The sequence below is a fragment of the Chitinophagales bacterium genome, from assembly GCA_040877935.1.
GTDB lineage: Bacteria > Bacteroidota > Bacteroidia > Chitinophagales > CAIOSU01 > JBBDNB01.
The window spans coordinates 26,701-51,849 of sequence record JBBDNB010000044.1; the positions used below are offsets into that span (position 1 = coordinate 26,701).

Genomic DNA, 25,149 nt, shown 5'->3' on the forward strand with positions numbered 1-25,149 from the left:
GAATGAAATTTACTACTACCTTACTTTTCTCTTTTATTTTACTTTTTGCTTCCTGCGACCAGACTGCACAACAAATAAACACACAAAAATCCATTTATCGCTCAGCTATGGACAATGGAGATTTGCTTACAGCTATTAATGCTGTATATTATTTGAATGAATATGAGCCCGAAAATGCCTGGAAAGATACTTTGATTGGTCTTTATTTTGGCAGAGGGGCATATGTTCAAACGGTCTTGCTTGGTGAAAAACTGATGGAAGGCAGAGAAAAAGACACTACACTTATGGAGTATATGGCTTTTTCAAAAGAAGCACTTGGAATGCATGAAGAGTCTTTGAAAGCCTATGAAAAACTCTATGATCAAACTAAAAAGTTGAATTACCTTTATCAAATTGCATCGCTACAATTTAATTTAAGGAGATACAATGAATGTGTTAGCAGTTTAAATAAAATAACTCAAGATCCGGAAGCCGAAGAAACAAAAGTCAATATTCGCTATGGAAGAGGAGAAACACAAGAAGTCCCTGTAATGGCTGCTGTTTTTAATATCAACGGTGTATTGGCTATGCAACAACAAGATTTTAAATCAGCGGAAGCCTCTTTTCAAAAAGCATTGGAAATTTTTCCTGATTTTGCTTTGGCAAAGGGAAATATTCAGGCTATGGCACAGCAACAAGAACAATCAGCATTAAACGGAGAATAATTTTTTAATTTTTAAAACCAATTATAATGTACATAGAGGAAAATACCAAGGTGCATCAATTGATGGCCAAACGAGTAACTGTAGCCAAACCCGATAATAAATTTTCTGAAGCACTGGAATTGTTTCAGACCTACAAATTGCGTCACTTACCAATAGTAGATGACAATGATGTCTTACTCGGTATTGTCAGTTCAAACGATCTTTCTAAAAAGTTTGCTGAAGTAGCCATGCAAAAGGATGTGTTTACAAATGCTGATTTGAATAAAAATCTGAAGTTAGAGGATATAATGACTAGAAATGTAGTGACCATGCATCCGGATGATTTAATAAAAGACATGACCAAAATTCTGGATGAAAATAATATCAGCAGTGTACTTGTGACTGATGATGACAACAAAGTTGTTGGAATTGTTACCGATAAGGATTTGGTTCACTTTCTGAACCTCATCTTTAATCATATGGACAAACTTAGCAGGGGCTCTTTTGGAAGAGCGCAAGGTTAATACAGAACTTGCAAACAAATAGAAAACCGGTATTGAATGAATCAAATACCGGTTTTTTTTATTGAGAAACCATGAAAATACATGCCTCAATTTTTTATTTCTCCCACAAATAATCCGAGTCCTTAATTTTTTTGCTTTTGTTCCAGAATTCAAAAGTGAAGCCCGGCCAAATAGAGGTGTTTTTGCCACTGCTGGTCATATACCAACTCATACAACCGCTGTTCCATATGGTGCTTTGCAGTTTGGTCTGGATATTTTCATTGAATTTTTGCTGTACCTCAGCTTTTACTTCCATAGCCTTCACTTTTTTCCTGCGCGCTTTTTTAATGGCATCCATAATATAATTGACCTGCGCCTCAATCATAAACACCATGGAATTGTGACCAAGCCCTGTATTGGGGCCAATGATAAAATACAGGTTTGGAAATCCGTTTACGGTAGTGCCCATATATGCTTCAGGGCCATCTTGCCAGTATTTACCCAGCTCCAATCCATTTTTACCAAACACTTTGAAATATTTGGGATATTCAGAAGCCATAAAACCGGTGCAATAAACAATGGCATCTACATCAATGGACTCATTTTTATCAGTTTTTAAACCATTTTCATAAATGGAAGCAATGGAATCTGTTATCACTTCTACATTGTCGCGTGTCAATGCAGGGTAGTAGTCATTGGAAAGCAATACCCTTTTGCAACCAAAGCTGTATTTGGGCTCCAGCTTTTTGCGCAGTTCCGGGTCTTTCACTTGCTTGCGCATATTTCTTATGGCAAATTTTTCCAGGAATTTTATCAGGCGAGGTTTATAGACCATTGCAATAGCTGTCAATTCATTAATACCATAGATTACATTGCGGTATAAGCGCTGGATAAAAGGCATTTTTCTAAATAAAACTTGCTCCAAAAGAAGCATTTCCCTATCGTGCTTGGGCATGATCCAGGCAGGAGTTCGCTGAAAGAGGTGAAGTTGTTTGGCCATTGGGGCAATTGCTGGAACAATCTGTATGGCACTGGCCCCCGTGCCGACTACGGCCACCTTTTTATCTTTTAAATCTACATCATGATTCCAGGATGAGGAATGAAAAGCTGCGCCCTTAAAACTTTCCTTTCCGGGTATGTCGGGTGTAACAGCCCTGTTCAACGGCCCCATTCCATTGATCCAAAAACGGCACTCCACTGGACTCTGGTTAGCAATATCAACCAGCCAGATACCACTTTCTTCCTCGTATTTGCCGCCCATAACAGCGGCATTGAAGCGAATGTGTTTCAAGAGGTCGTATTTTTTTATACAGTGCTTCAGGTATTCAAATATTTCTTGTTGACCGGAAAACATGCGCTTCCATTTTGGGTTCAGTTCAAATGAAAAGGAGTAGAGGTGTGAAGAAACATCACAGGCGGCTCCGGGGTAGGTATTGTCGCGCCAGGTACCGCCAATTTCATCGGCTTTTTCCAGGATTACAAAATCCGTGATGCCCGCTTCGCGCAATTTAATACCCATGCAAATACCGGCAAATCCACTGCCAATAATGGCTATTTCAAATTTACGGGCGGAATTCTTGTCTTTATTTTGATTTGTTTCTTGCAATGTTTTGATTTAAAATTTTAGTATAAAAATTAGTTCTTTACCAGTACCTTAAATATTTTTCAATTCAGGTTCCAATCCTTTTTCCATTCTTCTTTCCTGGATTTTGTCATATGCTTTTTCATAACCTGGCACTTCAGTGTTCATCCACTTGTCCCACCAGCGGAAGTACAGTCCAAAATTGCCGTTGAACTTGCTGTGGTGCAGATTGTGATAGGTAGAAGTAGCCATCCATTTAAATATTGTGGTTTTTCTGAACCAGAGTGGTGCAATTTCATAACCGAGATGTCCGTAAACATTGATCACAAAAGCAATTACAGTAAAGGATAAGAGTGCATATTCGTGCATTGGGATACAAAAAGCCAGTACCCAGATAATGCCGCTCTGAATTACACCTTCCAGACCGCTGAAAGTATAAGAAGCCCAGGGACTTGGGTTTATAGAAAGGTGGTGGGTGAGGTGAAAGCGCTTGTACACCTTCTTTCCATGCATCCACCGGTGGGTCCAATAAAAATAGGTATCGTGGATGACCAATGCCAGGGCTACGCTTAATATTAGATAGAGCCATCCAAATTCATTTGCTTCAGAATATACCTGTGTGTATTGTCTTACAGGGCTTGCCAGCAACAGGGCTCCACTTATTCCAAAGATCACCATGGTAGAAATGGAGTCTTTTACTTCACGGATAAAATCTTTTTTAGTGGCTGATTTACTTTGGATTTTTTCTTTTGTAAAGCGGTCTTTCATTAAAAGATAAAATGGAATGAACGCCAAGCCCGCAATGGTAAAATAGCGAAGGCTGTTGAAAAATGTTGCTCCCAGCCAACTTTGAATAAATGTTTCCATGATTATTAATTGGTTTACGCCAAAAATAAGACTTGTAACAGCAGCAGACGTTTACATTTGTTAATTAATTTAATGAATATAGCATTGTGCATCTTTCCAAGAATAATATTTCTGTTTTATGGCATTCTGAGCAATAAATAATTTCCGAGCTCAGATTAATAACAATTAACACAATACATAGTACCTTTTTCTCTGTAAAATACTTATATTCGAATTGATGCAGAAAGTCATTTCCATATTTTTTACTCTACTGTTGTTGCTCAGCAACATAAGCCTTACAATGGCCACGCACTATTGCGCAGGTTTTGTGGTGAAATCTCAGCTCATGCTGGGCAAAGGTGATTTGGATTGCGGCATGCACAAAGTAAAAGAGGAATGCCCATTTCATTCGGATACTAAAGAACGCATCAATAAAGTACCTTGCTGCGAAAATGAATACCTCACGGTAGAGCTAAAAGAGGATTTTAACCAAACGATTCAGAAGCTCAATTTTGATATTGATTTTGTGCAGGCTTTTGCCCAAAGTAAGAGTGAAAAATATTTCCCGGAATTAATCTTTCCACAATACGGTAATTACTACCCGCCCCCACTGGACAAAGACATACAGGTGCTTTTCCAGACCTTCTTAATTTGATTTTGCTGATTTTTTAATTTGCTAATGTGCTGTTCATACAAGTTTTGAACATCGGCACATCAAGTCATTAATTCATCAGCAAATCTGAATTATGCTCAATAAAATCATAAAATATTTTCTGGATAATAAGCTGGTAACATCGCTTATTTTGCTGGGCTTTATTGCCTGGGGAATTGTTACTGCACCTTTTGGCTGGCAGCTTGGGGCATTGCCCTCCGATCCTGTTCCTGTGGATGCCATCCCTGATATTGGCGAAAACCAGCAAATCGTATTTACCGAGTGGCAGGGACGATCGCCACAGGATATAGAAGATCAGATTTCTTATCCGCTTACCACCTATTTGCTGGGGATACCGGGGGTGAAATCCATTCGCAGTTCGTCCATTTTTGGATTTTCCAGCATCTACATCATTTTTAAGGAAGATATTGAATTTTACTGGTCGCGTTCGCGAATTCTAGAAAAACTCAATTCATTGCCGAAAGACATCCTGCCCGATGGGGTGCAACCTACATTGGGACCTGATGCAACTGCGCTTGGTCAGATTTATTGGTACACCATTGAAGGACGCGACAAAGATGGAAATCCTACGGGCGGATGGGATTTACACGAAATACGCACAGTTCAGGATTTTTACGTAAAATATGGGCTCAATGCTACGGATGGGGTTTCTGAAGTGGCATCTATCGGTGGTTTTGTAAAGGAATACCAAATTGATGTAAATCCCGATGCACTGAAATCCTATAATATTCCGCTGCACAAAGTGATGCAGGCCGTTCAAAAATCCAATAGGGATGTGGGCGCCAAAACCATAGAGATCAATCAGGCTGAATATTTGGTGCGCGGACTGGGTTACATCAAAAAATTAGAAGACATTGAAAAAGCAGTGGTAGATGTGCAGGACAATGTCCCCATTCGCATAAAAGATGTCGCGAAAGTGAGTTTGGGTCCCGCTACCCGCAGAGGTGCCCTTGATAAAGGAGGAGCCGAAGTAGTTGGGGGAGTGGTCGTTGCCCGCTATGGAGCCAATCCGCTGGAAGTCATCAATAATGTGAAAGACAAGATCGAGGAAATCTCGCCCGGATTGCCCAAAAAGACACTTGCCAATGGTACGGAAAGCCAGTTGACCATTGTGCCTTTCTACGATCGATCCGGCCTGATTTATGAAACTTTGGGAACACTAGAGGAAGCATTGTCCCTGCAAATTTTGATTGTCATTTTGGTGGTAATTGTAATGGTCTATAATTTACGCGCCTCACTGCTCATTTCCACACTTTTGCCTTTGGCCATTTTGATGGTCTTTATCGCCATGCGCTATTTTGGTGTAGATGCCAATATTGTGGCCTTATCGGGTATTGCTATTGCCATTGGTACTATGGTGGATTTGGGGGTAATTCTTTCGGAGAATATTTTGAAGAAGTTAAATGAAATAGATGGAGATACAGTTGAAATAAATGGAAATAATGTTGAAAAAAGTGGAAATATATCAGATGAAATAGATGGAAATACTGTTGAAATAGATGGGGAATCCAAGACATCCTATTACCAAAAAATTAAAGTAGCGGTTTATGAAGGTTCTGCTGAGGTGAGTTCTGCTATACTCACTGCCGTATCTACCACTATTGTGAGTTTTATTCCGGTATTTACGCTTCAGGCAGCCGAAGGAAAGCTTTTTGGCCCGCTGGCTTATACCAAAACATTTGCATTGATAGCGGCTCTTATCGTAGCACTTTTTATTATGCCCATGTTGGCGCACTGGTTTTTTGGACTTAGAATCAATCACAATAAAATCAAAAACGGATTGAATATTGCGCTCCTGCCTCTGGGTATTCTTTGCCTTGTTTTCGGGCAAATTTGGGCTGGGGTAATTCTTTTGGCTTTTGGCCTTGTGGGGTTGTTGAAATGGTTTTTGTTTGAAAAGCTAGAAGTTGGAAATGAGAAGTTAGAAGATAGAAAAGAGAAGTTAGAAGATAGAAGTTGGAAGTTAGAGGCTAAAAATTGGGGCTATTGGCTATTGGAAAATGCTGAGATATTTATTGTTGCATTTGCTGTTTTATGGTTATTGGCTAAATATTGGTTGCCGCTTGGTGCCGGTAAAAGTCTAATGCTCAATGCTGTTTTCGTCTCGCTTTTGGTTGGACTGATTTTAGGGTCATTCATCTTGCTGGAATATTTCTACAAAAGCATTTTAAAATGGTGCCTAAATCACAAAATTCTATTCCTTTCCTTGCCTTCCTTTTTGATTCTTTTGGGCGCGGTAATTTGGTTGGGGTTCAATACAATATTCGGTTTTGTAGCCAAGGGCACAGATAAATTGGGCTGGGAGATCAGTCAGACAAAAACATGGTCTGCACTTGCGCATACATTTCCGGGAATGGGAAAGGAATTTATGCCATCGCTCAGCGAGGGAAGTTTTTTGCTAATGCCTACTTCTATGCCACATTCGGGTATGGAGTACAACCTGAAAGTACTGGGGCAGATGGATATGCTGCTCAACAGTATCCCTGAAGTGGAAATGGTAGTTGGTAAACTCGGCAGGGTGGAGTCCGCACTCGATCCTGCGCCAATTTCTATGTATGAAAACATCATCAATTACAAACCGGAGTATATAGTCGGTGAAGATGGAAGGAGGGAAAGGTTTGAAATCAATGAGCATGGAGATTTTGTGTTGAACGATGTTTGGATAAAGAGAGAAAATGTAGAAATAAGTGGAAATAAGGCGGATGAAAAGGGAAGTAAAGTTGAAATAAGTAGAAATAAGGTGGATGAAAAAGGGGATAAGGTTGAGGTAGATGGTAATAAAACAGAAATAAATAGAAATAAGGTAGAAACAAATGGAGCAGAGGTGTTTTTTGATGCCGATGCTTATGTATTTGTAAACAAAGAAGGTGAGGAGTTTTCGGGGAAAGTTCAAGACAAATTATTTCAATCTATTTCCAATTCCTTCCATTTATTTCTATTAAAAAATAACAATGGCAATTTCTTCCGAAACTGGCGTCCTCACATCAAATCGCCCGATGATATTTGGGAGGAAATCGTGAAAGTGACCAAAATTCCAGGAGTTACTTCTGCACCAAAACTGCAGCCCATTGAAACGCGAATTGTCATGCTGCAAACAGGTATGCGCGCACCTATGGGAATCAAAGTCTATGGCCCTGATCTCAAAACCATTGAGGATTTCGGTATGCGCCTGGAAGGAATTCTCAAGGAAGTGGCTTCCGTAAAATCAGAAGCGGTTTTTGCAGATAGAATAGTAGGAAAACCCTATTTGCACATCAATATCAATAGAGATGAAATTGCCCGCTACGGGTTGAATATTGAGGATGTGCAACAGACCATAGAAACAGCCATTGGCGGAATGAAAATCACCTCTACGGTAGAAGGAAGGGAGCGTTTTCCGGTCAGGGTACGCTATCCCCGTGAATTGCGCAGTAGTCCCGAAGCCATAGGAAACATATTGATGGCAAGTTCCAATGGAGAACAAGTTCCGCTTAAACAATTGGTGGATATTGAATACGAGCGCGGTCCACAGGCCATCAAAAGTGAAGAGACTTTTTTGGTGGGCTATGTGCTGTTCGACAAACGGGATGGCTTTTCCGAAGTAGGGGTGGTAAATGATGCACAAAAAGCCATTCAGGAAAAAATTGATGCTGGAGAACTGGATGTGCCAAAAGGAGTCAGGTATAAATTTTCTGGCAGCTACGAAAATCAGGTGAGGGCGGAAAAACGCCTGTCTATAATTATTCCGGTGGTTTTGGCCATTGTGTTCCTCATTCTCTATTTCCAGTTCAGCTCGGTTACAACCTCCCTAATGGTATATGCTGGCATTGCTATGGCTTTTAGCGGAGGTTTTATGATGCTTTGGCTTTACGGTCAAAACTGGTTTGTAGATTTTTCCGTTTTCGGAGCCAATCTGCGAGACCTGTTCCAAATGCAGACGGTCAATTTGAGTGTGGCAGTCTGGGTTGGATTTATCGCCTTGTTTGGCCTTGCTACGGATGACGGGGTCTTGATGGCCACTTATTTGGATCAGAGTTTTAAAAGAAACAAAACCGATAACATAAAAGGAATAAGGTCTGCGGTGATCGAGGCCGGACAAAAGAGAATCAAACCGGCTGTGATGACTTCGGCTACTACCATTATTGCTTTATTGCCCATTCTCACTTCAACAGGTCGTGGTGCTGATATTATGGTGCCCATGGCCATTCCTGCTTTTGGGGGGATGATCTTTGCCGCCATTACTTATTTTGTCGTGCCCGTGCTGTATTGTTGGAGGGAGGAGGTTAAAATGAAATAGGTAGAAGTAAATGGAAATATGTGGAGGTATTGTTGAAATAGATTGAAATATGATGGAAATAGGTGGGAGGATGGTTGAAATAAATGGAGATAATTGGAAATATGATGGAAATAAGTGGAAGTATGGTTGAAATAGGTAGAAGTATATGGAAATATGTGGAGGTGTTGTTGAAATAGAAGGAAATATGGTGGGGATAAATGGAGATATGATTGAAATAAGTAGGAAAATAGAGAGATTATTGTTAATTAAATATGATTATTCTTAAACCATCAAAATTTATTTAAAATGAAACAGTCAAATTACATTACGCTAAAGGATTTAGAAGTTTATCAGTTGAGCAGAAAGCTTTCTGCACTTGCATGGGAAATATATTCAAAGCTGAATTACGAGCAGAAGAAAATTATTGGAGATCAATTTATCAGGTCGGCAGATTCAGTAGGAGCTAATATTGCAGAAGGCTATGCCCGCTACCATTACCTCGAAAAAGTCCGCTTTTATCACTTTTCCAGAGGTTCGCTTTCTGAAGCAGTACAACACTGGGCAGAGCTGATGCTGGAAAGGGCTATTATCAATCAAAGTGCATTTGATTCGATCAGTGAAATTCACAAACCATTAGAAGTAAAGCTCAATAATTTCATTGCAGCTACTCTAAAAAACAAAAAGAGATGAGAACCATTTATTTCCTTTCAATTTATTTCAATCTATTTCTATGTATCTCCCTGTTCCTTTCAATACAAGCGAGTGCTCAGTCCATAGAAGATTACCAACAAACAGCAGCCGAACAAAACCCAGGTCTGCAAGCCAAGTACAAGGAATATGAAGCGGCTTTGGAGAAAATTCCACAGGTCAATTCCCTGGCGGATCCGGTATTTTCCTTTGGCTATTTTATATCTCCGGTAGAAACAAGGGTCGGCCCGCAACGGGCAAGGTTTTCACTCTCACAGATGTTTCCCTGGTTCGGTACCTTAAAAGCCCAGGGCGATGCAGCAACACTAATGGCAGAAGCCAAATTCCAGTCTTTCATTGATGTGCGCAACAAACTTTTTTACAGGGTAGCAGCAGCCTATTATCCGCTATATGAACTTCAGCATTGGCAGCAAATTGAGCAGGAAAATATTGAGATACTGGAATCTTATAAAAGTGTTGCCACTAAAAAATTTGAAAATGGAAAAGCGGCTATGGCGGATGTTTTGCGGGTAGATATTATGTTGAATGATGCCATTACCAATCTTAAAATTTTAAAAGACAAAGAACAGCCACTTCGGGTAAGCTTCAACAAGTTGCTCAATAGAAATGAAAATGACAGTATCAGTATTGTCGATTCAATTGATTACAAAGAATTTTCGGCTGAATATTACAATGATTCATTGTTTGAAAATCATCCTTTGCTCAGCGAACTTGATTTGAAAATAAAAGCGGCTGAGGCCGGAGAATTGGCAGCCAAAAAGAAAGGATTGCCACAAATAGGACTGGGGCTTGATTATGTTATAATTGGCGAACGAACGGATCTCTCAGGGGCAGCAGCCTCTGATTTAAATGACAATGGCAAGGATGCCTTTATGCCAATGTTGAGCGTAGGGATTCCCATTTACCGTTCAAAATATAAGGCCGCTGTAAAGGAAAACCGCTTGATGCAGGAAAGCTACGCCCTGCAAAAACAGGAACAGGAAAATGCACTGAAAAGCAATATTGAAATGCAGTGGTTTGAACTTCGGCAACAGCTCGATTTACTCAAGCTTTACGAACAACAAATTCAAAGTTCCCGGCAAACATTAAACTTGCTCTATTCGGCATACAGCAACGATAACAGTGATTTTGAGGAAGTGTTGCGCATGCAGCAGCAATTGCTCAAATACCGCAAAATGAAAGCCACAGCTTTGGCACAATACAATATTGGATTGGCCAAATTCAATTATTTAACTGCTAAAACAAATTAAATTATGGATAATCAACATCATAATCACAAAGACCACGATAAAGACCACAGTCATCATGAACATGATGGCGAAGAATCATCAAACCATCAGCACAACAATAAATCATCACATCAGCATGATCACCACGATCACCACGACCATCATGCGCACATGATCGAGGATTTTAAAAAGCGCTTTTGGGTTTCGCTTCTCATTACGCTGCCCATTGTGGTTTTGGCGCCTATGATACAGGAATTGCTCGGCTATGAACTGCGCTTTCAGGGCGATCGCTATGTGCAATTTGCTTTATCCACCATCGTGTTTTTCTATGGGGGCTGGCCTTTTCTGAAAGGACTGGTAGATGAAATAAAGGACAAAGCCCCGGGCATGATGACCTTGATTGCCCTGGCCATTTCGGTGGCTTATTTCTACAGTTCTGCGGTGGTTTTTGGCGTGGAAGGAAAAATATTCTTTTGGGAATTGGTCAGCTTGATCGACATTATGTTGCTCGGCCATTGGATAGAAATGAAATCGGTAATGGGCGCTTCCAATGCTTTGCAGGAATTGGCAAAATTGATGCCTTCTGAAGCACACCGGATTACTGAAAGTGGGGATTCCGAGACTGTGAAAATATCGGAATTGAAATCCGGAGATATGATTTTGGTAAAACCCGGAGAAAAAGTCCCTGCCGATGGCGAAATCAAAGAAGGGGAAAGTCACCTCAACGAGTCGATGCTGACGGGCGAATCCAAGCCCGTGGCCAAAAAGGCCGGGGATGAAGTGATCGGTGGTTCTATCAATGACAAAGGCTCCCTGAAAATTGAGGTAAAACACACAGAAGAAGACTCCTACCTCTCCAAAGTAATCGGCATGGTGGAAGAGGCGCAGGGCACAAAATCCAAAACACAGAATTTGGCCAATAAAGCAGCAGGGTGGTTGTTCTACCTGGCTTTGGGAGCTGGCATCATTACTTTGGGCGTATGGCTTTTTATGGGAAAGGAATTTGAATATGCCCTGGAGCGCATGGTTACCGTAATGATTATTTCCTGTCCGCACGCTTTGGGTTTGGCTGTTCCATTGGTGGTTGCCATTTCTACGGCTGTTGCGGCTAAAAAAGGTCTGTTGATCCGCAACCGCACTGCATTTGAAAATTCCCGCAAGATCACGACCATGATATTTGACAAAACAGGGACTTTGACCAAAGGTGAATTTGGTGTAACCCGCTTTGAATCAACTGATCAGGATATTTCCAATGAGGAACTTTTAAAAATAGCAGCTGCGATGGAAAGCAATTCCGAGCATCCCATTGCAGGTGGAATTATGCGGAAAGTTCAGGAAATGGACTTGAAATACGAGGAAGCCAAAAATTTCCAGAACATCACAGGACAAGGGATTCAGGCAGAATTAAACGGCAAGAAAGTAAGTATTGTCAGCCCGGGCTACCTCAGGGAAAATGAAATTGAGTTGCCCGAAGGCGATTTTAAGGATGAATCGGAAACCGTGGTTTTTGTTTTGCGGGAAAATAAGCTGATTGGATTTATTGCACTGGCAGATGAAATCAGGGAAGATGCTTTTGAGTCAGTGGCCACATTAAAAGAGCGGGGCATTAAAGTAATTATGGCCACCGGAGACAATGAAACCGTTGCAAAAGCTGTGAGCAAAACACTGGAACTGGACGATTACTATGCAGAAGTTTTGCCCGAAGACAAACAAAAGATCATTAAGGATTTACAGGAAAAGGGTGAGTTTGTTGCCATGACCGGAGATGGCGTAAATGATGCGCCTGCATTGGCCCAGGCCAATGTTGGCATTGCAGTGGGTTCTGGAACGGATGTAGCAGCGGAAACGGCAGATATAGTGCTGGTCAATAGCAATCCAAAGGACATTGCCTCATTGATACTTTTCGGGGCAGCGACTTACCGCAAGATGATGCAGAATCTCTGGTGGGCTGCGGGATACAATATTGTGGCTGTGCCAATGGCCGCGGGAATTCTGGCTCCCGTGGGAATAATTTTAAGTCCGGCAGTTGGTGCGGTTTTGATGAGTTTAAGTACCGTAATTGTGGCGGTGAATGCGCAATTGCTCAAAAAACAAATGAATTGATGTAGTTGATGTGCTGATGAATTGATATGCTGATGTGCTGATGGATTGATGATTTGATGTGCTGATTTGCTAATGAATTGATATGTTGAATAAATATTTATTTTTTAATGATTAAAAATAGAATGATGGAAAAAAGAAATGAAATATTGGAATTGAGCTTTGATTTTGCGCTCAATGTTATTGAATATTCTGAGAAACTTGAAGCACAAAAAAAGTACGTGATTGCTCGGCAGTTGCTTAAATCAGGAACCTCAATTGGTGCGAATATCAGAGAAGCCCAAAGTTGTGAGAGCAAACTTGACTTTATTCATAAACTAAAGATATCTGCTAAAGAAGCCGAGGAAACAGAATATTGGTTGCTTCTATGCAAAAAATCTAAATCGTATCCCGACCCAAGCCCTCAACTTGAATCTGAGTTGCTTTCCATTCAAAAGCTATTAAGCAAAATCATTTTTACAACAAGATCAAATATTAAAAGACCATGAAAAGAATACTTGAAAATAAATATCTGCTGTTCGGGATTGCTTTTATTTTGGGTGCTACAGCGGTTTGGTTCTTAAAACCAGATAAGCAACCAACCAGTAAATCAACCGATCAGCAAATCAGCACCTCAGATAATCAGCAAACCAGCACATCAAAAACCTGGACTTGTTCCATGCACCCTCAGGTACGCAAAGATGAGCCCGGGGACTGCCCAATTTGCGGTATGGAGTTGATTCCATTGAACAGTGAAGAAGGGCTCGACCCAAAAGCTGTGAAAATGTCTGCCAATGCAATGAAACTAGCGAATGTCAGTACGGCAATAGTGGGAGGCTCAGGCAGTGAAAGCGCCATTCAACTGAGCGGTAAAGTAGAAAAAGACGAGCGTTTGGTTTATTCCCAATCCTCGCATATTCCCGGCAGAATTGAGCAACTATTGTTGAATTTCACAGGCGAATATGTCAAAAAGGGACAAACAATCGCCTATATCTATTCCCCGGAATTGGTCACCGCACAGGAAGAATTGTTTGAAGCGCAAAAATTCAAAGCATCTCAGCCGCAATTGTTCCACTCTGCCAAAGAAAAACTCAAAAACTGGAAACTCTCTGAAAGTGAGGTAGAGCAAATTTTGGAAGCAGGAAAACCCAAAGAGACTTTTGCAGTGAAAGCAGATGTATCTGGCTATGTGACCCAAAAAATGCTGCAAAAAGGCGATTATGTCCAAAAGGGCGAAAGTATTTTTGAAATTGCAGACCTCTCAAGGGTTTGGGTGTTTTTTGACATCTATGAATCAGATATAAACCTGATCAACAAAGGGGATTCAGTTGAGTTTAGGGTTAAATCTTTGCCGGGAGAAAAATTCAATGGAAAAATTACTTACATCGATCCGGTGATCAATCCCAAAACCCGTGTGGCAAAAGCTCGCGTAGAAGTTGCCAATAATAAGCTAAAACTCAAACCCGAGATGTTTGCTTCGGGAATCGTAAAATCGGATTTTGCCCAAAAGTCCAATTCTATAGCAGTGCCCAAATCCGCTGTGATGTGGACAGGAAAGCGCTCTGTAGTGTATGTTAAGGATTCTACGGAGCAGGGCATTTATTTTAAAATGCGGGAAGTTGTTTTGGGATCTGAAATGGGCGAGGAGTATATCATTGAAAGCGGTTTGGAAAAAGGGGAGGAAATTGCGGTGCACGGCACATTCAGCATTGATGCGGCTGCGCAATTGGCAGGTAAACCGAGTATGATGAATCCGAAAGGTGGTGCTGAAAGGAAAGGCCACGATCACGGAAAGCAAGCGACTGACCCCGCATCAGATAAAAGCCAAAATCACCTGAAATTCCGAGTATCAGGCAATTGCAGTATGTGCAAGGATAGGATAGAAGGAGCAGTAAAGGATGAATCTGGAATTTTCAGTGCCAACTGGAATATGGACACGAAAATGATGCATGTGGAATACAATCCCGAAAAAATATCAGAGATGGAAATTCACCGGAAAATAGCGGCAGTGGGGCACAGTACTGAAAAAGTAAAAGCGGAGGAATCGGTTTATGAAGATTTGCCCGGCTGTTGTCAATATCCGCAAAATGATAATAAATGATTAATTTTATTGAAAATTCTAAACCATAGAAATGAAAACAAAAGCAATCCTCAGTCTGATAATTTTCTTATTTGTAGGAATGCATTTCAGCGCATGTAGCAATTCAGGCAAGGAAAACAATACTACTCAACAAACAGTAGAAGGTGACAAATGGATGTGCCCCATGAAATGTGAGGGAGATTTACTTCATGATAATCCCGGAAATTGTGCTATTTGTGGCATGGAGTTGAAGAAGGTTGAGGAATAGTGTCAAATTGTAATTATTTTTCTACAAGTTCTTTGACCTTGTTTTTTTCAGGCCAATAGTTCTGGATAATGTCTGCAAGCTGCTTGTTGATGTATTCCCTGCTGATACCAAATTCACCGGTATCGTATTTGTGCTTTGATTTGTAGTTTTTGCTCTTTTGACATTCCTTTTCAAGTGTAAGCCAAAAGGTTGGAGTACCTGAAAAACCAAAGTGTTCATAGATATTGCGAATGCTTTTTTCAGGGCTTTTCACCAGGTCCTTGTAGCGCAGCACATAAATCCTGTTTTGCTTTATGTTATTTTTCTCGTTAAAAAAATAGCGGTAATAGGCAATGGCCAAATCTGCAAAATCCTGAAATTCCTGTGCCCCTGCCTTGATTTCAGGACTGTGTTGTTTCCAGGGGCCGGCAAACATGCTCAGCAGTGAGGGCACAGCTTTTACCGGGTGTCGCAATGGATAGATGATCTCTGCATCGGGAAAACAATCAAGAATGAAATGCAGGCGCCCGGTAGAAAACACATTTTTAACCAACAGCTTTCTGTCGGGATTGGTAGCATAGTGTATGCGCTTTAAACTACTGATATAAAAGTCCTTGAACCTGGCTTTTTCTTTTTCCGGGGCACGATCAAAAAAATGCAGGAATTCAAATTCACGAATCCAGGGTGAAAGCAGAAAAACTGCCGGGGAAAGCCCCGCATAAACAAAAAGCGTTTCATCTTCCTCGCTGCGTTTGAAACCCATTGGGTGGATGTTTTTCCAACCCCCAAACACCATGTTTTCAATTTTGTCCAAAACCCTTTGAAAGGGGCGGCCAATTTTATTGTCAACGGCTGCCAAAGCACTGATGGCCTTAATGTAAGTTACACAGGGGAAAATGGTGTGGTACAAGAGCGTGCTGCTGTATTTGTTTTTGTCCATGCTGAGCAGGCGATGTAGTAGGGTAGTGCCACTGCGCGGATTACTGATGATAAAAAGGGGCGCTTTAATTTCATTATCCCGGTAAGCGGGAAAAAGGATTTTGTCCAACAGGCGCCCAATACTTAGGATCAGCATCAACAGCAAATGCAGGGATAAAAAGAATAAAGTGAAAGCAAGCCTCCTGAAAGAAAAATGCCGGACTATATTGCAATAAATTATTTTTCCTATAGTCTTGCTTTGGAGATAGAAAATTTCCGATAGTGAAAACTGCATGTTGAAATTTCTACCAAAGAAAGTATGCTGTAACTATAGAAGCGCATAAGTATGCTGCATTAAAGACCGAATAATTCAATTGGCTGTTCGAATAAAACAAAAAATGGGTTTTGGAGTGGGTTATCCAGCATATCCAGACCTTCAAGTAGAAAACTTGAGTACTTTTCAGAATATTGCTCTAAGTATAAAAAAACCCTGAGAATCAATTGACTCCAGGGCTTTTATTTAGGGTTTCGACTATCCAGTGAATGTAGTGTGGCGTTTTTATTTTTTTAAAAACGCCTTATTTCCAAAAGCATTACGCTTCATCTTTTGTTGTGCGCACCAGGCCAATACCGGAAATGAAAAATATGAAACCGAGTGACCCGTATATAATAGGAGCTTTGATTCCCTGTAGTCCGTTAGTGGAATTGGCAAACAGAATGGCAGCGAATATCAAGCCGCCTATTCCCAGAACAGTAAGGACTGCTCCAAAGATTCTTTTGAGATTCATGTTGTTTGTTTAGAATTTAAACGCAAACCCTATATTGGCTAAACTTTGTCCAAAGCCTACTTCTGCAGTTACTCCTACATTAGGCTTAAAGTAATAGCGAATACCGGCATGAAGTCCACCGAATGCAAGAGGGGCAATACGCCTGGTTTCTACCTCATTTATTTTGTTTCTGTAAAATGTAATGGCTATGCCACTTCCCGCACTTACTCCACCATAGATATCCAATTTGTCGGCATGTAGGTTTTTACTGGATTTATCGGCTATCAGTTGATAAAAGTGAAAATTGGAGAGAATGCCGAAAGGAATGTTTACTTCCCCTCTGTAATGATTTGACCATCTGCTTCTTCCACCAACACCTGTTGAAAATCCGAGCCCTACATATTTGTGAATACCAAATTCCATCTGCAAATTGAACTGCCCGGTCAGTGGTTTGTAACTTCGGTGATTGCCTCTAAAATCTTCGTGATAGTAATTGTCAAAGTGGTAAAACTGAGAAGCGCCAACGCCAATTGTTAAAACCTTTGAGTTTCTTTCCCAAGCCTGAGCTTCTACCGGAGTAGAAGTCAGTGCTAAAATGGAAGTTATTAAAATTAATAAAATATATTTCATTTGTTGTTTTTTTTAAGTATTATTTAATATGATAACAGCTTCTACTATTTTTAACCTCAATTCGTATTCTTAACTGTAAGATCATTTAATGCTTGTGTAAGTTGATCCATATCGTGGTTAAATTCATGTTTGAAAGTTTCCCAATCACTCTGTGATTTCTCGTAGGCAAATATTTTAGATTTTAGATTTTTGTTTTGCTCTTCAAGCGCATCAATTTTATTTGCATAAAGCTTATCCATGGTATTCCCTGATGTTTTCATCCTGTCTCTCAATTGAGCAATAAGAGCATCATTTTGCTTGATTTTTGCTTCTGCCTCCAATTTGAAAACTTTCCACTCTTTTGCATCCTGTTTTCTTTGTGCTTCAGCCTTTGCCTCTTGCTGTGCTTCGTTTAATTCTTCTTTTGCATCTTTTACTTCATCCTGTGCATCTTTCATTTTTGTTTCTGAAGATTCACAACCGGTGAAGATCATTCCAGCCATTAGCGTTGAAGCCATAGCGAATTTTAAAATTGTATTTTTCATTTTGTTTGGTTTTATGTCCTCAATTAAATGAGGCGGTTTTATTTAAATTGTTTTTATATTAATAAAGGGATGCCACAAGGCAACACCCCTTTTTCTGTAGATTGGATAGACTTTAGGAGATAATTTTGTGCAATTCTTCTTTAGTCTTGCCTAATTTTTTTTGAAGTTTTGAGAGCATTTCATCTCTTTTTCCTTCTGCGAACATTAGATCATCATCAGTAAGCGTTGCAAATTGTTTTTTGAGTTTTGCTTTCTGCTCATTCCAGTTGCCTTTTAATTCGGTAGTGTTCATAATATATTGATTTAGCTGTGAAAGAATTTTCACACAACAAAGATGAGCCATTCATAGAGCTAAACTGTTACACAATTTAAGCTAAGACTTACAATATTCACACATTTCAGCTTGAGCATTCTTTATCGAATCATGGACATTTTTAAGGTATCCTCTTTTTCGCTGTATATAAACTTGCAATGTTTAAAGTGGGGAGCTTTTAACTTTGGTTTGAAATTGTTTGAAAATCCGTAAGGCTCTTTTGGAACACCAAGAAAATTTTTGTCGCATTCCCCATTCTTGTCCACATCCTGATAATGAGCTATTGCATATTCCCCATAATTAAGATCTGCTATTTGCACAATGAGCGTTTCCCCATTTGAAGTGAATTTATAGCCCTTGTGCCGATCGGTCTTGCTTAGGAATTCATGCTGTTCCTGATAAAAAACTATGTTCACTGGCGACTTGGTGGTGTCGAGATTTGTTATAATAAGGATTAGAGGCTTGTGTTTCTTTGTCCTTGAGGTGGTGTCGGGTTCTTCTGCTACAGTTGTTGTGTCGGTTTTGATGGTGACGGTGTCCAAGCATATGTCAACTGATTCAGTGGAGTCTTTGGGTTCGGGTGATTTACATCCGTTGATAGAAAGCACATAGAGCGTGATTAAGATTGCAATTGCAGCAATGATTTTTTGATAGGCTTTCATAGAGGTCTATTTAATGACCTTTAATAATATTCTCATTTATCTCCTTTTTCTCTCAAATACATTTCATTTCTGTAAATATCGGTTTAAATCCCATTATCATACCAAATTTAAGACCATTACAAGCCCCTTATATACACTTCCTAGTATAGTCGCTGGGCGTTGCCCTTGCTGTATAACTTAAGTCGGGCGGGCACTCATCCGCTAATTATTAGAAATAAAAAAGCGCCCCAAATTAGAATGGGACGCTCTTTTTTATTTTAGAAACTTCTTTCCAAAAGACTTTTGTATTAATCTACAAAGCGCCTATATTTCCTTGGCAAAGGATGTAGTTTGGATTTGCAGAAGATTCAATGATATTTAAATAACCATCATATTCCATCCAGTTATCATAAGTGATTAGCGTACCATTGGAAAGTTTGGTTACATTGGTAAAACCTTTTCCTGAATCACCATTCACATCATTTAATTCGGCAACAACAGGTCCTCCGCCCACGGTATTGACATCACCTAAGTGAATTTGAGTTGGATGAGATCCTCCGGCTAATGTTCCATCTAGGGTAATAGTTACAAGTGTATTGTTGTTGTTCCGCTTTTCGAAAAGTGCTGTACCCGATACACCAGAGCTATCTTTTTCTGTCAAATTATAGGTTTTGCTGGCACCAGTAAGCGCATTGCCTCCAATGTCTCCTTGTGAAACGATTACACCTAAGTTGGATGCGCTTTGGTGCACATTTATATATCCATTAAATGCGATAAGCTCATCATAAGTAATGGGCGTATTATCGTCCAGGTGTGTTACTGAGGTAGTACTTTCCCCGTTGCCGTCAACAGAACTTAGCGTTACTGCTATACCGCCCGTTTCTACTGCAGAGTTAAAATGAATGTGTGCAGGATGGTTGCCATCACTTACGCCATTCAGCTCAATTTCAATGGTAGTAGAATTGGCTCTTTCAATAAAAGTTACTTTACCCGATACTCCTAGCACATCTTTCACCTTCATGTCATATGAGACCTGGCGCATTGGTTTATCTTCTACTTCATCATCTTTCTTGCAACCACTTGCAAGCACTAAAAATAGCAGCGCAAAAATTGAGAAGGCTGCGAAAAAATTCTTTCTAATAGTCATTTTGTTTTGTTTTAGATTTTATAAAATTAATAGCGCAAGATGTATAGACTTCTTACCAATGCGCTTACACAATTATGGAAAAGAGTTACATGATTCACATATCTAATGGCAAAAAGTGTGAATGATGTAATGTTTTGAAATAATGATGTAATATATACCGATTAAAAATGAAGCAACTTCGCCTTATTCTAATTTTAATCATGAATAAAAAAACATTTTTTACAGTAATAGTCGTCTTGATTGCACTTACTGCATTAACAAAACTTTTAAGTACAGTCTTTCTGGAGCCCTGGGTCGGAAATAAAATGGAGGCAATGGTTAATGAAGGGAATGAGGATTTTACCATCGAAATTGACAAAGTGCATATTTCAATGATAAGAAGGGAAATTCAATTTAGTGGCATTCACATCGAGTCAAAGGGCATACATCAGGCCAATACGGGTTTTAGCGGATCAATAGCCTCCATAAAATGCACGGGAATCAAATTGCTTAAAGCTATATTCAATAATGATATCGACATTCGGGAAATTACTATTACCAATGCCAATATAAAAGGGACGATGCCCTTTTCAGGAGGAGCAAAGAAGCCCATGCTTTCGCCTGCGAACATCCGGCTTGGCAAATTGCAGTTTGTTCAATTAAATCTGGCTATAAATAATACTGCAAGCGCACAAGCGTATGCCGTGAAAAAAGGAGATGTGACATTCCATGATTTGCAAATTGAAAAAAAGGATGCCATTTCCACCAGCATTATTCAGGAATTTGATTTTGAAGCCGATGAAATCCTTTTTGTCTCCGCTGATAGCATGTACACCTATAAAAGCAGTGGCCTAAAATATTCCCATACTTCCGGCACCATGAGCGCAGATAGTTTTTTCATACAGCCCAATTACGAAAATTACGATTTCACATCGCGCTACAAGTATGAAACCGACAGGATTGAAGCTAGCTTTAGCAGTATTTCGGTTCACGATTTTTCTGCCATGCATTATTTAAAAAGCAAAAGCCTGATGAGCTCCTTTATCGAAATCGGACAAATGGAAATAAATGTTTTTCGGGATAAGCAAAAACCATTCAAGCATGTGAACAAAACTGCATTCCAGGATTTGATTTACAATTATCCGGGCGATCTCCATATTGATTCAATAGAACTAATAAACGGAAACCTCATTTATACCGAACATGCCGAAAAGGCAAACAAGCCTGGCAGCATCAGCTTCAATAATATCCAAGCTAAAATTCTTAAAGTAACAAACGACAAGATTTACAAAACAAAAAAAGACTTTTTAGTCATCAGCGGCCAGGCCCTGTTGATGGGAAAAGGCAAAATGACTATTTTATTGAAAGGAGAAATATACGACCCTGAGAATACATTTTTATTGAGTGGAACACTTTCCGATATGCAAGTAAAGGCGTTGAATCCCATGCTGGAGAAAAATGCTTTTGTATATGTCAATTCCGGGAAAGTAGATGCAATGAATTTTAGCTTAATCGCAAATAATACTCAAGCAAGGGGTAAGATGACTATGCTCTATCATGCATTGGATCTCACAGTTAAAAACAAACAGACAGATGACACCACAGCTTTAAAAGAGCAGATCATATCATTTTTAGCTAATAAAAAAGTGATAGACGCTAATCCGGTTTCAGGAAAGGAAGCAAGAGCAGGTACAATAGTATATATTAGAGATCCCGAAAAATCCCTTTTTAATTACTGCTTCAAGGCTATTTGGTCTGGAATGAAATCCAGTCTTACCAAAAGCTCTAAGGACAAAAAGAACACCTAAGTGATTCTTTCTATTCTTATTTATTTCAGCATAATATGAGAAGGAGCATGAGAAATTAGCTTTAGGGGCTTGTCTGCTTCATAAAGAGCAGAGCGGATTAGCGATAAGCTTCTTTCAACAGAAATCAAACATCTTCACTTTCCCGGTGAAAAAAATACATTCGATAATACTTGCAAATGGAATTGCTTTGCAAAAAATAGTTATTCTCTGGTTTGCAGAAGTCGCACAGCAGAAAAATCATGTCCCCTTTGCGGATGAATGTGAAACGCAGGTAAAACAACTCAAAGAAAACATTTCCTAACATGCCTGGGATGGGAAATGGTTTAAACGCGCTTGATTTTTAATACACCAACGTCTGGAAAGATTTTGTTGGGCGGGAAGGGCATTCAAATTTTTATCGTCCTGCAATGATTATTCGGACAACACTTTTACCTCAGCCTTGCGATGCAATTCACTTTTTCCTTCCACTGCCTTTTCATCTCCAAAAAATCTAAGGAGAATGCGGGCGGCAGGGATATTATTTTTTTCAAGCACATTTTTAACCGCCAATGCTCTTTTCTCTGAAAGCATCTTATTATAATCCGATTCGCCCCACCTATCTGCAAATCCCGTTACCAAAATCTTTGCTGTGTCAGATTGGGCAAGAAGTGATTGCGCAAATTCAGAGAGTTGCTTCCGGTAAGGTTCTTCTACAACATAAGAGTTTTTCTCAAAAAACACATTGACCGGTGCTAGCTCAAGTGTTTCTTTTTCTACTTCAACACGAGCAGTATCACGAATGATTTTTACAGGGGTTTTTTGTTGCAAAGAATCTCTTTCCGGTTCAAGCTGCTGTTTGCTTGTTTCCGGTTCTGCTATATAAATCGTGTTCGTTTTTTCCTGAACATCTTTTTCTGTAATCACCTGCTTTTCAATAACGGTATCAGTTTTCGATTCTACAGATGCTGGGGTTTGAACAGTATCGGACTTTTTTTCTACCTGCACTTCTTTATAGGGCGTTTCATCCTGAATTTGTTTCATTTTCACCTTTGCTGAATCATCAATCATCATTTCAGCTTCTTCAAAAATCAGCGCAGAGGTATCCGGTTCGCTTTTGTCTTTTTGAGGAATCTGCAACTCAATCGTATCCACTTTTAATTTCGGTATAAGCTTCATCGAATCTTTCGGTAATTTCATGGGCGTGATGACAGTATCAATCACCGTATGAATGACAGGTTGTTCTTTCAGAGAATCCTTTGCTGAAATGATTTTTCCAATTTCAATCACCGAGTCTTTACTTGTCAGCCTTATGTGTTTTGACAATGAATCAATGCGCAAATTCAATGATTTGATTTCATCCTGTAGTTTTTTTATTTCATGAACCGGTTGAGATTTTGAAGCATCGGGATAAGCGTTCCTTGATGGAGCGCGTGATTCCCGAAACAATTTAGGGTCCATCTGAAAATCCAATGACTCGTTTTCATTCACCAAAATGGAAATAATCGTATCATTCAAGAGGATGCGAACGCCTTTTTCTTTTGGCAGCACAGTTTCATGAACATCTATCTCCTCCAGTATATAAATAGTATCTTTTTTAATTCTTGCCGCAGTGTCCGCAATTTCTTTTTTGACAATATCTGTTTTCTTCAAACTATCGACTGATGGTTGAATTTTTTCTTCTTCACTCTCTGGTTTTTCGAGCGGTATCATTGCCCAACCTTTTTCCCCGGTATAAAAAGCAGGCGCTTTGTATTTTGCTTTTCTCATTCCGAAATTGAAGTGGGCTGAAAGGGTAATGAGGTAATAAAAATCATTCAGGTTATTCGTGCCAGAAACATTCGCGTCTAATTTGTCCGTGAAAGTGTAACGCATATCGCCCCGTAAGTCGAGGTTAAATCGGTCGGACAATCGCGCTTTCAGCCCAGCACCCGCGGGAATAAATCCTGTGCGCACCTCTTCGGTTGTGACAGCTTCAATATTATACCATCCAAAACCGCCACCGGCAAAAAGATAGGGCGAAAAAAGCGAGCGGGCGTGAAGTAGCTTTCCATTATCAAATTGATACACTAATCTGAGTGAAACGCTTTTAGCATCTGTTTCGAAATCGGGTTGCACCGCATCAATATCAGAAGCGGGAATGGAGAATTTTCCATGATCAGCCATTACGTTAATGCCGAATGATGGCGTGAAGTTGTATTGCAGGTCAACGCCATAGGGCAGGAAGACAGGCTTGGAAGTGAAGGGAACGATTGTTTTATCGCCAATATAATTCATGTAACCGAGATGGATGCCTAACCTCCATTTATACAAATCCTGTTGCGCATGAAGCGCAGACGAAAAAAGAAGAATGAAAATGAATGTAGTAAAATGCTTCATAATTAAAATCCCAGCCAAAGGTTCAACTCTATAGCAATACCGATATAAGGTCTGATATATACTTTTCCAAAATCAACTAATTTGTTACTGTCTGTACTTTGCAACACGACCGCACCTGCATTTAAGCGGACTACTTTCAAAGTCTTTATGCCTAAACCGAGATAATATGGTCGTTTGACCAAGGGGCCGGTAGCGCCCTTTCCGTCTCCGAAATCAAAATCCTGAATAAACACACCGGTTGAAATTGCCAGACGGTTGAGCCCCGTGCGTGAACTTCCGCGACCAAGCGGGAATGATAGTCCGAGCATTACTCCCGAACCATAGGTGAAATTGTCAACCCCTCCGTCATTATAGGCACCACCGTATCCCGCGTTAATAGCGAAGGTATATTTTTCATGCTCTGTGGGATAATCAATAATGGTTTTATTGTCGGTGATAATCATCAGGTAATCATCAATAAATTGCGTGATTTCCCTGGCTACAAGCAGTTTTACGCCCTCAATTTGTTTTCTTGCGTACGCCATGCGCGTAGCAGCTTTATTCATATCGCCTTCACCGTCATGCAGCGCGCGGCTCAGGTTTATATTTTCCAATTGCTGCAACTGACTGAGAATAATATCAGAGAAACCATTGAACCGAAAATTGTTTTTGTTATCGTAAAAAGATAATGAGGTCTCTACGATTTGGTCCATGTCCTTGATGAGTAGTTTGGGATTTTTCAGTAGCGTGATGCTTCTTTTTTTTACCTGAACGGATTGTTCTAGATATTGAAAAAGCACTTCTTCCAGCATGGCGTGAAGACTTTGACTCTGAGCATCAGATGCTGGTTGAAAATAATTGATGACGAAGGTGTATTCCGAACTCCCATTCAGTTTGTAATTGATGGGCAGCGTAAAAGTGTTTTGCAGATTGTTGTTCGGTCTTTTCCAGAGGGCGGTGTGAAGCGGGGCTTTATCCGTGTTCGAGGTTCTGTAAATTTTTAACTGCACCATCTGAACATCAGAGGACACCTCGCCATTGAGCATTAGATAATCTTGTGCCGGCAGCGGTTGACCTTCATTGAAATAGGATCTTTCATAATTAAAATTGACGGTTTTATACTGAGCATGCGCTAAGAAGGAAGAACACAAGGCGAATAAAAGAATGATGTTTTTCATTATATAATTATAGTTTTATTGATGC

General features: G+C 40.0%; 22 protein-coding genes. 11 read left to right on the forward strand and 11 right to left on the reverse strand.

Annotated features, from left to right (window positions below; translation table 11 throughout):
• Positions 1 to 2: 2 nt before the first annotated feature.
• Both WD048_12185 and WD048_12190 read left to right on the forward strand, forming a co-directional pair.
• Complete coding sequence (locus WD048_12185; protein ID MEX0812968.1) at positions 3 to 704, forward strand: hypothetical protein; 702 nt, start codon at positions 3 to 5, stop codon at positions 702 to 704.
• Between the two features lie 26 nt (positions 705 to 730).
• Complete coding sequence (locus tag WD048_12190; GenBank protein ID MEX0812969.1) at positions 731 to 1,207, forward strand: CBS domain-containing protein; 477 nt, start codon at positions 731 to 733, stop codon at positions 1,205 to 1,207.
• A gap of 94 nt (positions 1,208 to 1,301) precedes the next feature.
• On the opposite strand, the gene WD048_12195 is transcribed toward WD048_12190, so the two are convergent.
• Positions 1,302 to 2,792, reverse strand: coding sequence for an NAD(P)/FAD-dependent oxidoreductase (locus WD048_12195; GenBank protein ID MEX0812970.1), 1,491 nt, complete (start codon positions 2,790 to 2,792; stop codon positions 1,302 to 1,304).
• Between the two features lie 48 nt (positions 2,793 to 2,840).
• Positions 2,841 to 3,635, reverse strand: coding sequence for a sterol desaturase family protein (locus tag WD048_12200; GenBank protein ID MEX0812971.1), 795 nt, complete (start codon positions 3,633 to 3,635; stop codon positions 2,841 to 2,843).
• Positions 3,636 to 3,852: 217 nt separating this feature from the next.
• On the opposite strand from WD048_12200, the gene WD048_12205 reads away from it, so the two are divergent.
• From WD048_12205 to WD048_12240, 8 genes are all read left to right on the forward strand, one after another.
• Positions 3,853 to 4,269, forward strand: coding sequence for a hypothetical protein (locus tag WD048_12205; GenBank protein ID MEX0812972.1), 417 nt, complete (start codon positions 3,853 to 3,855; stop codon positions 4,267 to 4,269).
• A 91-nt stretch (positions 4,270 to 4,360) separates the two neighbouring features.
• The gene (locus WD048_12210) at positions 4,361 to 8,563 is read left to right on the forward strand and encodes an efflux RND transporter permease subunit (protein ID MEX0812973.1); all 4,203 of its coding nucleotides are present in this window, start codon (positions 4,361 to 4,363) and stop codon (positions 8,561 to 8,563) included.
• Positions 8,564 to 8,848: 285 nt separating this feature from the next.
• The gene (locus tag WD048_12215) at positions 8,849 to 9,232 is read left to right on the forward strand and encodes a four helix bundle protein (protein ID MEX0812974.1); all 384 of its coding nucleotides are present in this window, start codon (positions 8,849 to 8,851) and stop codon (positions 9,230 to 9,232) included.
• On the forward strand, positions 9,229 to 10,500 hold the full coding sequence (locus WD048_12220) for a TolC family protein (protein MEX0812975.1): 1,272 nt from the start codon (positions 9,229 to 9,231) through the stop codon (positions 10,498 to 10,500). Before WD048_12215 ends, WD048_12220 begins: the two co-directional genes overlap by 4 nt.
• A 3-nt stretch (positions 10,501 to 10,503) precedes the next feature.
• Positions 10,504 to 12,582, forward strand: coding sequence for a copper-translocating P-type ATPase (locus WD048_12225; protein ID MEX0812976.1), 2,079 nt, complete (start codon positions 10,504 to 10,506; stop codon positions 12,580 to 12,582).
• Between the two features lie 125 nt (positions 12,583 to 12,707).
• Positions 12,708 to 13,067, forward strand: coding sequence for a four helix bundle protein (locus WD048_12230; protein MEX0812977.1), 360 nt, complete (start codon positions 12,708 to 12,710; stop codon positions 13,065 to 13,067).
• Positions 13,064 to 14,659 carry an efflux RND transporter periplasmic adaptor subunit gene (locus WD048_12235; GenBank protein ID MEX0812978.1) on the forward strand — a complete coding sequence of 532 codons (1,596 nt, stop codon included), beginning with the start codon at positions 13,064 to 13,066 and terminating at the stop codon, positions 14,657 to 14,659. The genes WD048_12230 and WD048_12235 overlap by 4 nt, the downstream gene beginning before the upstream one ends.
• 31 nt (positions 14,660 to 14,690) lie before the next feature.
• A complete protein-coding gene (locus tag WD048_12240; protein ID MEX0812979.1) occupies positions 14,691 to 14,906 on the forward strand; it encodes a heavy metal-binding domain-containing protein in 216 nt (71 codons plus the stop codon).
• Between the two features lie 13 nt (positions 14,907 to 14,919).
• On the opposite strand, the gene WD048_12245 is transcribed toward WD048_12240, so the two are convergent.
• The 7 genes from WD048_12245 to WD048_12275 form a co-directional block, all read right to left on the reverse strand.
• Positions 14,920 to 16,098, reverse strand: coding sequence for a sulfotransferase (locus WD048_12245; protein ID MEX0812980.1), 1,179 nt, complete (start codon positions 16,096 to 16,098; stop codon positions 14,920 to 14,922).
• Positions 16,099 to 16,396: 298 nt separating this feature from the next.
• Complete coding sequence (locus WD048_12250) at positions 16,397 to 16,591, reverse strand: hypothetical protein (protein ID MEX0812981.1); 195 nt, start codon at positions 16,589 to 16,591, stop codon at positions 16,397 to 16,399.
• A gap of 9 nt (positions 16,592 to 16,600) precedes the next feature.
• Positions 16,601 to 17,200 carry a hypothetical protein gene (locus tag WD048_12255; protein ID MEX0812982.1) on the reverse strand — a complete coding sequence of 200 codons (600 nt, stop codon included), beginning with the start codon at positions 17,198 to 17,200 and terminating at the stop codon, positions 16,601 to 16,603.
• A 56-nt stretch (positions 17,201 to 17,256) separates the two neighbouring features.
• Positions 17,257 to 17,724, reverse strand: a complete 468-nt coding sequence (locus WD048_12260) for a hypothetical protein (GenBank protein MEX0812983.1) — start codon at positions 17,722 to 17,724, stop codon at positions 17,257 to 17,259.
• A 112-nt stretch (positions 17,725 to 17,836) separates the two neighbouring features.
• The gene (locus WD048_12265; GenBank protein ID MEX0812984.1) at positions 17,837 to 18,016 is read right to left on the reverse strand and encodes a CsbD family protein; all 180 of its coding nucleotides are present in this window, start codon (positions 18,014 to 18,016) and stop codon (positions 17,837 to 17,839) included.
• A gap of 122 nt (positions 18,017 to 18,138) precedes the next feature.
• Positions 18,139 to 18,699 carry a DUF2141 domain-containing protein gene (locus WD048_12270; GenBank protein MEX0812985.1) on the reverse strand — a complete coding sequence of 187 codons (561 nt, stop codon included), beginning with the start codon at positions 18,697 to 18,699 and terminating at the stop codon, positions 18,139 to 18,141.
• A 292-nt stretch (positions 18,700 to 18,991) separates the two neighbouring features.
• On the reverse strand, positions 18,992 to 19,825 hold the full coding sequence (locus tag WD048_12275) for a CHRD domain-containing protein (GenBank protein MEX0812986.1): 834 nt from the start codon (positions 19,823 to 19,825) through the stop codon (positions 18,992 to 18,994).
• Between the two features lie 200 nt (positions 19,826 to 20,025).
• On the opposite strand from WD048_12275, the gene WD048_12280 reads away from it, so the two are divergent.
• Positions 20,026 to 21,612, forward strand: coding sequence for a DUF748 domain-containing protein (locus WD048_12280; GenBank protein MEX0812987.1), 1,587 nt, complete (start codon positions 20,026 to 20,028; stop codon positions 21,610 to 21,612).
• Positions 21,613 to 22,023: 411 nt separating this feature from the next.
• Here WD048_12280 and WD048_12285 read toward each other — a convergent pair whose 3' ends face one another.
• A complete protein-coding gene (locus tag WD048_12285; protein MEX0812988.1) occupies positions 22,024 to 23,967 on the reverse strand; it encodes a DUF6089 family protein in 1,944 nt (647 codons plus the stop codon).
• A 2-nt stretch (positions 23,968 to 23,969) separates the two neighbouring features.
• A complete protein-coding gene (locus WD048_12290; GenBank protein ID MEX0812989.1) occupies positions 23,970 to 25,124 on the reverse strand; it encodes a hypothetical protein in 1,155 nt (384 codons plus the stop codon).
• Positions 25,125 to 25,149: the final 25 nt, after the last annotated feature.

Bases quoted from the DNA above. Each gene is read 5' to 3' on its own strand.
- WD048_12185 (MEX0812968.1), top strand. From the start codon at position 3: ATGAAATTTACTACTACCTTACTTTTCTCTTTTATTTTACTTTTTGCT.
- WD048_12190 (MEX0812969.1), top strand. From the start codon at position 731: ATGTACATAGAGGAAAATACCAAGGTGCATCAATTGATGGCCAAACGA.
- WD048_12200 (MEX0812971.1), bottom strand. From the start codon at position 3,635: ATGGAAACATTTATTCAAAGTTGGCTGGGAGCAACATTTTTCAACAGC.
- WD048_12205 (MEX0812972.1), top strand. From the start codon at position 3,853: ATGCAGAAAGTCATTTCCATATTTTTTACTCTACTGTTGTTGCTCAGC.
- WD048_12210 (MEX0812973.1), top strand. From the start codon at position 4,361: ATGCTCAATAAAATCATAAAATATTTTCTGGATAATAAGCTGGTAACA.
- WD048_12215 (MEX0812974.1), top strand. From the start codon at position 8,849: ATGAAACAGTCAAATTACATTACGCTAAAGGATTTAGAAGTTTATCAG.
- WD048_12220 (MEX0812975.1), top strand. From the start codon at position 9,229: ATGAGAACCATTTATTTCCTTTCAATTTATTTCAATCTATTTCTATGT.
- WD048_12225 (MEX0812976.1), top strand. From the start codon at position 10,504: ATGGATAATCAACATCATAATCACAAAGACCACGATAAAGACCACAGT.
- WD048_12230 (MEX0812977.1), top strand. From the start codon at position 12,708: ATGGAAAAAAGAAATGAAATATTGGAATTGAGCTTTGATTTTGCGCTC.
- WD048_12235 (MEX0812978.1), top strand. From the start codon at position 13,064: ATGAAAAGAATACTTGAAAATAAATATCTGCTGTTCGGGATTGCTTTT.
- WD048_12240 (MEX0812979.1), top strand. From the start codon at position 14,691: ATGAAAACAAAAGCAATCCTCAGTCTGATAATTTTCTTATTTGTAGGA.
- WD048_12245 (MEX0812980.1), bottom strand. From the start codon at position 16,098: ATGCAGTTTTCACTATCGGAAATTTTCTATCTCCAAAGCAAGACTATA.
- WD048_12250 (MEX0812981.1), bottom strand. From the start codon at position 16,591: ATGAATCTCAAAAGAATCTTTGGAGCAGTCCTTACTGTTCTGGGAATA.
- WD048_12255 (MEX0812982.1), bottom strand. From the start codon at position 17,200: ATGAAATATATTTTATTAATTTTAATAACTTCCATTTTAGCACTGACT.
- WD048_12260 (MEX0812983.1), bottom strand. From the start codon at position 17,724: ATGAAAAATACAATTTTAAAATTCGCTATGGCTTCAACGCTAATGGCT.
- WD048_12265 (MEX0812984.1), bottom strand. From the start codon at position 18,016: ATGAACACTACCGAATTAAAAGGCAACTGGAATGAGCAGAAAGCAAAA.
- WD048_12270 (MEX0812985.1), bottom strand. From the start codon at position 18,699: ATGAAAGCCTATCAAAAAATCATTGCTGCAATTGCAATCTTAATCACG.
- WD048_12275 (MEX0812986.1), bottom strand. From the start codon at position 19,825: ATGACTATTAGAAAGAATTTTTTCGCAGCCTTCTCAATTTTTGCGCTG.
- WD048_12280 (MEX0812987.1), top strand. From the start codon at position 20,026: ATGAATAAAAAAACATTTTTTACAGTAATAGTCGTCTTGATTGCACTT.
- WD048_12285 (MEX0812988.1), bottom strand. From the start codon at position 23,967: ATGAAGCATTTTACTACATTCATTTTCATTCTTCTTTTTTCGTCTGCG.
- WD048_12290 (MEX0812989.1), bottom strand. From the start codon at position 25,124: ATGAAAAACATCATTCTTTTATTCGCCTTGTGTTCTTCCTTCTTAGCG.